This window comes from Methylotuvimicrobium sp. KM1, assembly GCF_044788715.1.
GTDB lineage: Bacteria > Pseudomonadota > Gammaproteobacteria > Methylococcales > Methylomonadaceae > Methylotuvimicrobium.
The window spans coordinates 1,264,070-1,276,491 of record NZ_CP173170.1 but is presented as its reverse complement, the minus strand read 5'-3'; the positions used below and the strand labels follow the sequence as shown (position 1 = coordinate 1,276,491).

The window sequence follows — 12,422 nt, the reverse complement described above, 5'->3', positions numbered from 1 at the left end:
ATTTAATCCCTCAGTTTTGCATTGGTCTTATCGGCTAAAGCCGCTAACAGTCTGCTAAATATAGCATCTATTTGCGAATCGGTAAGAGTTTGTGAAAAATCTTGAAAAACCAGCCCTAAGGCAATACTTTTGTAGCCGGTTTCTACACCTGGCCCGCGATACACATCGAAAATCAGAATGTCTTGAACAACCGATTCATTGCAGCTTTTTATCGCATCGATGATTTGACCGGCCGTCACTTTTTCATCGACGATCAAGGCCATATCGCGGCGTACCGAAGGGAATTTCGATAAAGGCTTGAACGAAGGAATGGCCTTGTCCAATAGTAAATCTTGATCCAATTCGAACAAGAAAACTCTCGAATCGAAATCTAATTGTTTTTCCAGCGACGGGTGTAACATACCCATCCAGCCTATACCCCCCCCTGATGCAGAGCGAATTTGCGCCGACTGGCCGGGATGTAATGCTGGATGAATTGCCGCCTCAAACAGAATAGTTATACCGGTTAAGGCACACAGCGCCTCAAGATCGGCCTTAACATCGAAAAAATCGATTGCACGACTTTTATCGCCCCATTGTTCGGCACACACATCACCGATCGCGAGACCTGCCAGCATTTTTTGCTGATGAATCACACCATCCTGGCGCACGAAACGCAAGCCGGTTTCGAATAACCGGACCCGAGTATGCTGCCGATTGATATTATGCAAGGCGGCACGCAGCAATCCGCACCACAACGTGGTTCTCATCACGGCCAATTCCGATGAAATCGGATTTTGCAATGGAATGAACTCATCATCCGGTGCTATGATTTTTTGTATCGCCTCATCGACGAAACTGTAGGTGATCGCTTCTTGATAACCTCTATCGACTAAAAAATCCTTAACTCTATCGAGTTCAAGCATCGCTTCCGGCGCCTTGCTTAATTCCGAACGCATGAATAATTCACTTTGCGGCAGATTGTTGTAGCCGACAATACGGGCCACTTCCTCGATTAAATCAGCCTCGATGGCAATATCGAAACGAAATCCAGGCGGGGTAACTTGCCAACCCTCTTCCGAGGTTTCAACCGACATGCCCAAACGCTCGAAAATATCGGCAATCACTTCATCTTCAAGCTCGACGCAAAGAATGTCCAAAATCTGTTGTTTGCGTAATAAAACAGGCAAGCGTTTCGGTAAGGCCGCTTCGGCTTTAACTTCCGTAACAGGACCGGCGCTGCCGCCTACAATCGAAAGAATCAGTTGCGTCGCTCTTTCCAGAGCTCGAGATTGTAAATAAGGATCGACACCACGTTCGAAGCGATGCGAGGAATCGGTATGCAAACCGTATCGGCGCGCTTTGCCCATGATGGTATCCGGCGAGAAAAAAGCGCACTCCAAAAAGATATTGTTTGTTGTATCGCCGACTGCGCTTTCGCTGCCGCCCATTACGCCAGCCAAGGCCAACGCACGGCTATCATCGGCGATAACCAGCGTTTCGTTATCGAGCACGATTTCTTGATCGTTCAATAGGCTCAATTTTTCACCGGTTTCGGCTAAACGCACCCGAATTCCTCCGGTCAACTTATCGGCATCGAAGGCATGTAAAGGCTGCCCCATCTCCAACAACACATAGTTAGTGACATCGACCAAAGGCCCGAGACTACGCAGTCCGGATCTTCGCAGACGTTCCTGCATCCATAACGGGGTTTCAGCGTCCGGATTCACATTCTTAATCAATCGACCGGTATAACGAGGGCAATATTCGGCTGCCGACACCGCGACCGCTAATGTCTCCTGATGAACCGCAGATGCCGGCATCACATGTTCCGGTTTAAAATCCAAGCGATTCAACACCGCCACTTCACGGGCAATACCTTCGACGCTCAGGCAGTCGGCCCGGTTAGGCGTCAAATCAACCTCGATCATATTGTCGTTTAGCGACAAGTAATCTCGAATATCGGCACCCACCGGCGCGTCGACCGACAATTCCATCAAGCCTTCGGCATCTTTTGCCAAACCCAGCTCTTTTTCGGAACACAGCATACCGAACGATTCGACGCCGCGCAGTTTCGACTTTTTGATTTTGAAATCGCCGGGCAATACCGCACCGATCAGTGCCGCCGGAATTTTCAAACCGACGCGAACATTTGCAGCCCCGCAAACGATTTGCAACGGTTCGGCCTCACCAACCTCGACCCGACAGACTCGCAATCGATCGGCATCCGGATGCGGCTCCATCGCCATCACTTCGCCAACCACAACTCCGCCAAAATCAGCCGCCGCAGGCGTCACCGAATCGACTTCGAGACCGGCCATTGTCAATTGTCCGACCAGTTCCGCCGTCGTAATCGGCGGATTGACCAGTTCCCTTAACCAAGCTTCACTTAATTGCATGATCCGACCTTAACCTACCTAAATTGCTGCAAAAATTTCAGATCGTTTTCGAAAAACAACCTTAAATCGTTGATTCCATAACGCAGCATCGCCAGTCGCTCGACCCCCATACCGAATGCGAAGCCCGAATAAAGCTCGCCGTTAATACCCACCGATTTAAACACTTCGGGATGAATCATGCCGCAACCCATCACTTCGAGCCAACCGGTATGTCCGCAAACGCGGCAGCCTTTTCCTTCGCACATCACGCACTCGATATCGACTTCGGCGGAGGGCTCGGTAAACGGAAAATAGGATGGCCGGAAGCGGACTTGAATGTCCTTTTCGAAGAAGGCACTCAGAAATTCATAAACGACGCCTTTTAAATCGGCAAAACTTACTCCGCTATCGACCAAAAAGCCTTCGACCTGATGAAACATCGGCGTATGCGTAATATCCGAATCGCAACGATAGACCCGCCCCGGCGCGATGACTTTCAACGGCGGACGCTGCGTTTCCATGACACGAATCTGTACCGGTGAAGTGTGGGTGCGGAGTACCGTATGAGCATCGAAATAAAAGGTATCGTGCATTGCTCGCGCCGGATGATGATCCGGAATGTTTAATGCCCCGAAGTTATGATAATCGTCTTCGATTTCGGGACCTTCGACGACATCGAAGCCGACGCCGGCGAATATCTTGGCGATACGGCGTAAGGTTCGGCTAACCGGGTGTAACCCCGCAACCTGCTGCCCTCGTCCCGGCAATGTCACATCGATAGATTCGCTCGCTAACCGTTGCTGCAGCGCTGCTGCTTCTAACGCTTGCTTCTTCGCTTCAAGCGCTTCTTGAAATTGGTTTTTAGCTTGATTGATGACCTGCCCGGCTTCTCGTCGCTGCTGCGGATCGAGCCTGCCCAATTCTTTCATCTGCAGCGTAAATAGGCCTTTTTTGCCTAGATAATGAACGCGCACCTGATCCAACTGATTGAGGTCTTGAGAATTCGCAAGTTCTTGTAAAGCTTGCGCCAGGAGATCTTCGAGAGTAGCCGACACTGCTCAACTCGCTATTAGAAATGAATGGGAAATATCCAAAAAGTACGGCCGCTTCATTACTAAAGCGGCCGCACTAAGAAACGCGCACTTTAAAGAAAAACACTTGAGGATCGGTCGCTATTGAGGAAGGTGCGCGATGCGCACCCTGCGTCATAGCCATTTCGTAAATAGCGAAAAGCTAGAATGAACCGACCCGACCGGTCTTTCTGTTTTTAGGGCTTACTGCAGTTAGCTTGCGCAATTTTAGCCAATTCCGCGAAAGCTTCCATGTCACGCACGGCCAAATCGGCTAAAACTTTACGATCGACCGCAACATTGGCTTTGTTCAAACCATTGATGAAACGGCTATAGGACATTCCGCACAGACGCGCAGCGGCGTTGATACGAACAATCCATAATGCGCGGAATTGACGTTTTTTCTGTTTGCGGTCACGGTAGGCATATTGGCCTGCCTTGATTACTGCTTGCTTAGCAACGCGATAAACCCGGCTACGTGCGCCGTAGTATCCTTTCGCTTGCTTTAAAATCTTTTTATGTCTTGCTCTGGCTGTTACGCCACGTTTAACTCTTGCCACTGTTCTTCTCCTGTCGTTTTAACTGTAAGGCATCATACGTGTCGCCATGCGCACGTCGGACGGGTGAAGATGAGCCGCTTTACGCAACTGTCTTTTTCTTTTAGTGGACTTTTTTGTCAAAATATGACGGCGATGCGATTGTCCGCACTTAAATCCGCCTGCGGTTTTTTTGAAACGCTTTGCCGCACCGCGATTAGTTTTAATTTTTGGCATTTGTTTGCTCCGATTAAAATAGTAAGTTTCCTTGAGATTTAAACCCGACAAGGCAAAATGCAAGGCCCTGAAGAATTTGTGTCGCATTACTCTAGGCAACGCTTTCTGCTGCCTTCCTAGCAACAAGGACGCATCAAACGACGACCTTTTATTTTTTCTTTTTCGGCCCCATGACCATAACCATTTGACGGCCTTCCATTTTAGGGAACTGTTCAACTAAGGCCAGCTCTTCCAAATCCTTTTCGATACGCTTCAATAAATCCATGCCTAACTCTTTATGAGCCATTTCACGACCGCGAAAACGGAGTGTAATTTTGGTTTTATTGCCTTCTTCGAGGAACTTAGTCAGGTTTTTCAATTTAACCTGATAGTCTCCTTCTTCGGTGCCCGGACGAAACTTGACTTCCTTAACCTGTATCTGTTTTTGCTTTTTCTTGGCGGCCTGCTGTTTCTTATTTTGCTCGAACTGAAACTTGCCGTAATCCATGACCTTGCAAACCGGCGGATCCGCATTCGGTGAAATCTCCACCAGATCCAGGTCGTTATCATAAGCCAGCTGCTTTGCTTCATCGATCGATATAATGCCGAGCGCTTCGCCATCTGCGCCAACGACTCTCACCCTTCTCGAGGTGATCGTGTCATTTATGCGCACTTCGTCTTTTTTCGCTGAGATACCCTAATCCTCCAAACAATGATTATTTTTTGTCTTCAATCTCGCTACCTAGCCGTTCGGTCAATTGATCGATTGAAAGACTGCCTAAATCTTCACCCTTTTGCGTCCTAACCGTAACTAACTGATTGTCCATTTCTTTATCACCAATAATCAGAAGATACGGCACCCGTTGCATAGAGTGTTCGCGAATTTTAAAGCCTATCTTCTCATTTCTCAAGTCAATTATCGTTCTGAAGCCTTGTTTCTCCAGCTTACGTACGACTTGTTCGGCATATTCGGCTTGTCTGTCGGCAATATTCAGTACAGCAACCTGTACCGGAGAGAGCCAGAGCGGGAAGGTACCGGCATGCTGTTCGATCAGGATACCGATGAAACGTTCGAGCGAACCGAGTATTGCTCTATGCAACATCACAGGTACTTGTTTAGAACCGTCTTCGGCAATATAACTCGCACCGAGTCGACCAGGCATTGAAAAATCGACTTGTATCGTACCGCATTGCCAGACCCTGCCGATACAATCCTTTAACGAGAACTCGATTTTCGGTCCGTAGAAAGCGCCTTCACCGGGCTGCAACTGCCAGTCCAGACCTTTGTTGTTCAATGCGACTTCCAGCGCTTCCTCAGCCTTATCCCAGACCGAATCGTCACCTACCCTATTTTCCGGCCGGGTCGATAATTTGATAATGACTTCGCGGAAGCCGAAATCTTTGTAAACTTCAAATAATAAGTCGATAAATATCGAGACTTCCTGTTGAATTTGATCCTCGGTACAGAAAATATGCGCATCGTCCTGCACAAAGTTTCTAACCCGCATCAAGCCATGCAAGGTCCCTGAAGGCTCGTTACGATGACAGGAACCGAATTCGGCCATGCGAATCGGTAAATCGCGGTAACTTTTTAGTCCGTGATTGTAAATTTGCACATGGCAAGGACAGTTCATCGGCTTGATCGCATAATCGCGATTTTCCGAATGCGTCGTAAAAATCATATCGCCGAACTTATCCCAATGCCCGGACTTTTCCCACAACGATCGATCGACGACTTGCGGCGTTTTGACTTCCTGGTAGCCGTTAATACGTAGTTTATTGCGGATATACTGTTCGATCTGCTGATAAAGCGTCCAGCCCTTGCTGTGCCAGAACACCATACCAGGCGCTTCTTCTTGAGCATGAAACAAATCGAGAGATTTGGCTAACTTACGGTGATCGCGCTTCTCGGCTTCTTCCAGGCGATGCAGATAGGCCTTCAGCTCTTTGCTATCGCCCCAGGCAGTACCGTAAATACGCTGCAGCATTTCGTTGTTGGAATCGCCGCGCCAATAAGCGCCTGCAATCTTCATTAATTTGAAGGCCTTTAGTTTACCTGTGCTCGGCACATGAGGTCCGCGGCATAAATCGGTAAACTCACCTTGGGCATACAAAGACAAATCTTCATTGTCCGGAATCGACTCGATGATCTCGGCCTTATAAGCTTCGCCTTGATCCTTAAAAAACTTAACCGCATCGTCGCGCGACAACAGAAAGCGCTTGATTGCGACATCTTCGGCGGCGATTTGCTGCATCATTTTTTCGATCGCTGCAAGATCGTCCGGTGTAAAGGGTCTTTTATAGGAAAAGTCGTAATAAAATCCGTTTTCTACGACCGGACCGATCGTTACCTGCGCATCCGGAAACAAGCGCTTAACCGCTTGCGCCAGCAAATGCGCAGCCGAATGACGAATTACGTCGATGCCTTCTTCATCTTTAGCAGTTACAATCTGCAAATGGGCATCTTGTTCGATGACCGTTTCGGCATCGACCAACTTATCGTCAACACGACCGGCCAATGTAGCTTTTGCCAATCCGGAACCGATAGACCGGGCCACATCCATAACTGTGACGGAATGGTCGAATTCACGCTGTGATCCATCGGGGAGTGTGATTACCGGCATGTTAATTTAAGACTGATCAAGGTTCACTAACAAAAAAGCACCGATATACGGTGCTTTGAAATTTGGTAGGCGCGATTGGATTCGAACCAACGACCCCCACCATGTCAAGGTGGTGCTCTAACCAACTGAGCTACGCGCCTAAGGTCTTTGTGTTCAGGCCCGCTATTATATCGAAGCATTTATTTTTTGCAACGATTTAAATTAAATTTATTTGAGGCACCATCCGAACATAAACCACCACAATGCCTCGCTACACAATACTTAAAGTGTGGAATTAATGAACGATCAACCTGAAAAGAGCTATTGACATGTGTTGTAGAACGTTCGTGCTGAGCCAAGCCGAAGCATGAAGGGGCTACAACACTTTCACCGACCGGGTGAAGCCTCAAACTCCCGCTCATCCTTCGACTTGGCTCTCCTGAGCGTAGCCGAAGGGGCTCTCCTGAGCGTAGCCGAAGGGATCAGGGCGAACGGTAGTTTGAGGCTCTCAACTGCTCTTTTTAGGATCAATACTTAAATCGTAAATTGACGGTACCAACACTCCAAGTTACGCTGATATTAATTGATTTAGCCATTTCCGAGCCATCGAACAAAATCGTGACAATAGGACATAGAAAATGACAACGATACGCTTGAAGTGCGTTTTTGCATTGATTCTGATCGTAATCGCAAGCATCGGACCGTTTCCGATCGCCTCACCGATTGGTGCGTTCGTTGCCTTGTTCCGCCCGCGCTGGTTTAAGACCCTTGTCGATAATATCTATCGAAATTCGCGGCAAAATCCAACTTTGCCGGATAGCTCCGGCGCATCCGATGGCAATCCGGGGCGAAAAAAAAACCTTGCGTCAGCCGTCGCCCGGCTTCAACTTTTATCGGCGATGATCGTGTTCATGCTGCTCGATATCGGACCTATCCCAACTGTCAGTCTAATCGCGCTGTTCATCGTCATCTTCCGCCCGCAATGGTTCCTGACACTGATAAAAAGGGTTTATGGCGAGCAATAAGACCAAACAACTCGATTATTCTGAAAATCCCGGCAGAATTCAGCCTCATAAAATCGCAATGGCCTCGGTCGTCGGCTCCGGAATTCCGGGACAATCCGGATCCGGAACATGCTCGATAAAAATACGCATATCGTTCATTGAAACATTTCCGAAGATTGTGGCTATCGAAACATCGGCCGCGTCGCGCCCCGTGCCGATACGCACGATACCGTTCTGCGGCGCCAGACGGGTGGCGTCGAATAAATACCATCGATTATCCAAATAGGCTTCGAAACAGGCATGAAAATCGGGTGTCGCCAACCCATAAGCATAACTGGAGACAAACCGCGCCGGAATATTCAAGGCCCTGCAAAACGCAATGCCCAAATGCGCGAAATCCCGGCACACCCCGATTCGCTCAGTAGCGGTATCGAATGCGGAAGTATGCGAACTACTGGCACCGTATTGATAATAAACTTTATCAAAAATCCAATTACAGATGGCCGTGACTCTGGAATAACCCATCAACTCTCCACCAAACTCCGAAAGGGCAAGATTAATTAGCCGGTCCGATTGACAGAAGCGGCTCGGGTAGAGATAAGGCCAGGTTTCTTTCGGTAAATCCGCCGGCTGAATTTCCACGATTCGGTTCGGATCACCGTAAAAGTGCGACATTTCAACTTCTGCCCGATACGAAACGTGCAAATTCGTTCCTGCCGATACATTGACTCTGAAATATCGATTTTCTAGAACGGGCGCCGCAAACTCATCAACAGGAATAACAGGATTCAATTGCAGATGTTCGCTAATAATCTTTTGGCAGTCGATCTGCGCGATTCGAAAATTAAAAATAAACGTACTAAAGGAATCAACCTGATATTCGAGATCGCAACCTAATTTAAACCTCATTGCCTACCCTCCCAAAAACACAACAAATAAACCATCACCCACTAAACCCCATGCCATTAAGCGCCTTCACAGAATAAGCATACTTATCGTAGATCAAATTCGGCACCGGGGTGACCGTCAAAGAACGCCGTGAACCCAGCACCTAAATTCCATAGCTCATTGGCTATGGTTAATTATCTTGGATAATTTAGGTGCTGGGTGAATACGTCCATGTAGGCTCTATGACAGCATCCATGCTGCCAAAGCCTTTGCCGAACACCCCGACGCCTCCATACGCTAATGCCTAAATTTGAAGTGCGATAGGTATAGAAAGACTGCCATCCATCACCGAACGACGAGTTTCCCTTAACTTAAGGGCAGCGATCCTAAACCCACCAATACTCTTGCCCCTTGCCCCCTTTAACCTTTAACCTTTAACATAAATCTCCTGCAATAATTTAATCTCATCCCTAAGACGCGCAGCTTCTTCAAACTCCAGATTCCGAGCATGCTTATACATTTGCTCTTCCATCTGTTTGAGCTTCTTGCTTTTTTGTTTCGGCGTCATCGCTTTATAGTCCGCATCGGGCTCGGTCACGGCTACGGCCTTCGCAACCGGTTGAAAGCCGGCGCCCGGAATGGCGATTTCCAAAATATCCTTAACCGACTTGAATACCGTTGTCGGCGTGATATGGTTGAGCTCGTTAAACCGGCTTTGCTTTTCACGGCGACGCTCGGTTTCGTCGATCGCCTGTTGCATCGAACGCGTGATCTTATCGCCGTACAAGATCGCCTTACCGCGTACATTGCGCGCCGCGCGGCCTATCGTTTGCACCAAAGACACGGTCGAACGCAAGAAACCTTCCTTGTCGGCATCCAAAATCGCGATCAACGAAACTTCGGGAATATCCAAGCCTTCGCGCAGCAAATTGATACCGACCAGCACATCGAATTTTCCGAGCCGCAAATCGCGAATAATTTCAACCCGCTCAACCGTATCAATGTCCGAATGCAGATAACGCACGCGAACGTCGTGATCGGCCAGATACTCGGTCAAATCCTCGGACATGCGCTTGGTCAACGTCGTGACTAGCACGCGCTCATCGACCTTGACCCGCTTGTTGATCTCCGACAATAAATCATCGACCTGAGTCGTCGCGGGCCGAACTTCGATTTCCGGATCAAGCAAGCCGGTCGGCCTGACGACCTGCTCTACAAAGACACCGGAATGTGCTTTTTCATAAGGTCCGGGCGTCGCCGAAACATAAACTCGCTGCCTGGATTTTGCTTCAAACTCTTCGAAGGTCAACGGGCGGTTATCGAGCGCCGACGGCAATCTAAACCCGTATTCGACCAAGGTTTCTTTACGTGAGCGGTCGCCTTTATACATCGCACCGATCTGCGGAATCGTCACATGACTTTCATCGACAATGACCAAAGCATTATCCGGTAAGTAATCAAACATCGTCGGGGGCGGCTCTCCCGGGCCGCGACCGGACAGATAACGCGAATAATTTTCGATGCCGGAACAATAACCGACTTCCATGATCATTTCGAGATCAAATAAAGTCCGCTGCTCCAGACGTTGCGCTTCAACCAATTTGTTCAGTGAATATAAATGCGCTAACCGCTCTTTCAGTTCGATCTTAATCGCGTCAACTGCTGCTAATAGTTGATCCCTTGGCGTGACGTAATGATTCTTTGGGTAGACCGTGTAACGCGCAATACGCTGCTTAATTTCGCCGGTCAACGGGTCAAACAGCGACAGTCGCTCGATTTCATCATCGAACAACTCGATACGAAGCGCCTCCTGTTCAGATTCTGCCGGAAATATATCGATGACTTCGCCGCGCACGCGATAGGTCGCGCGGCGCAATTCGGTTTCATTACGCGTATATTGCATTTCAGCCAAACGACGGACGATCGCGCGTTGATCGATCAAATCGCCGCGCACCAAATGCAAAACCATTTGAAAATACGATTCCGGTTCACCCAAACCGTAAATCGCCGACACGGTCGCGACGACGATTGTATCCTCGCGTTCGATCAGCGCCTTGGTCGCCGATAAACGCATTTGTTCGATATGCTCATTCAGCGAAGCATCTTTATCAATGAAGGTATCCGAAGCCGGCACATAGGCTTCCGGCTGATAATAGTCGTAATACGACACGAAATACTCGACGCTATTTTCCGGAAAAAACTCCTTCATCTCGCCGTACAATTGCGCGGCCAATGTCTTATTCGGCGCTAAAATCATCGCCGGACGCTGTACTTGATCAATCACATTGGCAATCGTAAAAGTCTTGCCCGAGCCGGTCACGCCGAGCAAGGTTTGATGCACCTCGCCGTCGTTCAATCCTTCGACCAATCGGTTTATTGCCACCGGCTGGTCGCCCGCCGGTTGAAAACGGCCTTGAATATTAAATGCCTTTTTCACACACTCACTCTCTAATGGAATTTCAACAGCTATTATACATAGAGTATAATCATCTCTACTTTTACATTGATTTGACAGGTACTTATGAGCATAAAACTTTCCGGTAGAGTTCAATCCGTTAAACCCTCACCTACACTGGCGATCACAGCAAGAGCCGCCGCAATGCGCGCCGCCGGCAAGGACATTATCGGCCTCGGCGCCGGCGAACCGGACTTCGACACACCGGATCATATCAAAGCCGCCGCAATCGAAGCGATGAACAAAGGCTTTACGAAATACACTCCGGTCGGCGGCACGCCAAGCCTGAAACAAGCAATTATTGACAAATTCAAAAAAGACAACGGCCTCGATTACCAAGCCAAGCAAATTCTGGTTTCGTGCGGCGGCAAGCAGAGCTCTTACAACCTGACGCAAGCACTGTTGAACGAAGGCGACGAGGTGATCATTCCTGCGCCGTACTGGGTCTCTTATCCAGACATGGTGCTGTTAGCCGGCGGCGTACCGGTCGTCATCGAAACGACACAGGCGCAGCACTTTAAAATATCGCCGGAACAACTGCGCGCGGCGATTACCGACAAGACCCGGCTGATTTTCCTCAACAGCCCGTCGAATCCGACCGGCGTCGCCTATTCGCTCGACGAGCTAAAAGCGCTCGGCACTGTACTGAAAGAATTCCCGGACATTATGATCGCGACCGACGATATGTATGAACATATCCTTTGGCAAAAAGGCAGCTTCGTCAATATTCTGAACGCTTGCCCGGAACTTTACGACCGCACCCTCGTAATGAACGGCGTCTCTAAAGCCTATTCGATGACCGGATGGCGCATCGGCTATGCGGCAGGGCCAGCCAACCTAATCGAAGCAATGGGCACCATTCAATCGCAAAGTACTTCCAACCCGACCTCGATTTCGCAATATGCCGCAGAAGCCGCACTAACCGGCGATCAAGGCTTCATCGACATGATGATGACCGAATTCAAGAAACGTCATGATTTCGTCGTATCGGAATTGAACAAAATCGACGGCATCGATTGCCTTGAAACCGACGGCACATTCTACGTATTCCCGAACGTAGAACAGGCAATCGCCAAAATGGACAACATCAAAGATGACTTGGATTTTTCAGAATACCTGATCGAACATGCCGGCGTCGCGCTGGTGCCTGGCTCTGCCTTCGGCTGCTCCGGCCACGTCAGAATCTCGATCGCGACCAGCATGAAAAACTTGGAGAACGCGCTGGAGAGAATTAAAAAGGCGGTTTGAGAAGCGGACCGGCATTACTCCAAGGATCGAAAGATTACCCATCGT

At 48.9% G+C, this 12,422-nt stretch carries 10 protein-coding genes and 1 tRNA gene; 2 read left to right on the top strand and 9 right to left on the bottom strand.

The genetic code is table 11. From position 1 onward, the window contains the following. Window positions 1-2 precede the first annotated feature (2 nt). The 7 genes from pheT to ACINK7_RS05450 form a co-directional block, all read right to left on the bottom strand. Window positions 3-2,378 carry a phenylalanine--tRNA ligase subunit beta gene (gene pheT / locus ACINK7_RS05480; protein ID WP_404360293.1) on the bottom strand — a complete coding sequence of 792 codons (2,376 nt, stop codon included), beginning with the start codon at window positions 2,376-2,378 and terminating at the stop codon, window positions 3-5. A 14-nt stretch (window positions 2,379-2,392) separates the two neighbouring features. Continuing rightward, window positions 2,393-3,412 carry a phenylalanine--tRNA ligase subunit alpha gene (gene pheS / locus ACINK7_RS05475; RefSeq protein ID WP_404360292.1) on the bottom strand — a complete coding sequence of 340 codons (1,020 nt, stop codon included), beginning with the start codon at window positions 3,410-3,412 and terminating at the stop codon, window positions 2,393-2,395. 212 nt (window positions 3,413-3,624) lie between these two features. Continuing rightward, on the bottom strand, window positions 3,625-3,987 hold the full coding sequence (gene rplT, locus ACINK7_RS05470; RefSeq protein WP_017840104.1) for a 50S ribosomal protein L20: 363 nt from the start codon (window positions 3,985-3,987) through the stop codon (window positions 3,625-3,627). Between the two features lie 18 nt (window positions 3,988-4,005). Then, window positions 4,006-4,200, bottom strand: a complete 195-nt coding sequence (rpmI, locus tag ACINK7_RS05465; RefSeq protein ID WP_083877669.1) for a 50S ribosomal protein L35 — start codon at window positions 4,198-4,200, stop codon at window positions 4,006-4,008. A gap of 148 nt (window positions 4,201-4,348) precedes the next feature. Next, on the bottom strand, window positions 4,349-4,873 hold the full coding sequence (infC, locus tag ACINK7_RS05460) for a translation initiation factor IF-3 (protein WP_084685302.1): 525 nt from the start codon (window positions 4,871-4,873) through the stop codon (window positions 4,349-4,351). 22 nt (window positions 4,874-4,895) lie between these two features. Next, the gene (thrS, locus tag ACINK7_RS05455) at window positions 4,896-6,803 is read right to left on the bottom strand and encodes a threonine--tRNA ligase (protein WP_404360291.1); all 1,908 of its coding nucleotides are present in this window, start codon (window positions 6,801-6,803) and stop codon (window positions 4,896-4,898) included. 63 nt (window positions 6,804-6,866) lie between these two features. Continuing rightward, window positions 6,867-6,943, bottom strand: a tRNA-Val gene (locus tag ACINK7_RS05450). A gap of 477 nt (window positions 6,944-7,420) precedes the next feature. On the opposite strand from ACINK7_RS05450, the gene ACINK7_RS05445 reads away from it, so the two are divergent. Further along, window positions 7,421-7,807 (top strand): hypothetical protein, encoded by a 387-nt coding sequence (locus ACINK7_RS05445; RefSeq protein WP_404360290.1) that lies wholly within the window; start codon window positions 7,421-7,423, stop codon window positions 7,805-7,807. A gap of 45 nt (window positions 7,808-7,852) precedes the next feature. Here ACINK7_RS05445 and ACINK7_RS05440 read toward each other — a convergent pair whose 3' ends face one another. Then, window positions 7,853-8,695 (bottom strand): transglutaminase family protein, encoded by an 843-nt coding sequence (locus tag ACINK7_RS05440; RefSeq protein ID WP_404360289.1) that lies wholly within the window; start codon window positions 8,693-8,695, stop codon window positions 7,853-7,855. Between the two features lie 406 nt (window positions 8,696-9,101). Then, window positions 9,102-11,111, bottom strand: a complete 2,010-nt coding sequence (gene uvrB / locus ACINK7_RS05435; protein WP_404360287.1) for an excinuclease ABC subunit UvrB — start codon at window positions 11,109-11,111, stop codon at window positions 9,102-9,104. Window positions 11,112-11,195: 84 nt separating this feature from the next. Between uvrB and ACINK7_RS05430 the strand changes: the two genes are divergently transcribed. Then, entirely contained in the window at window positions 11,196-12,377 is a 1,182-nt protein-coding gene (locus tag ACINK7_RS05430) for a pyridoxal phosphate-dependent aminotransferase (RefSeq protein ID WP_404360286.1), read from the top strand. Window positions 12,378-12,422 lie beyond the last annotated feature (45 nt).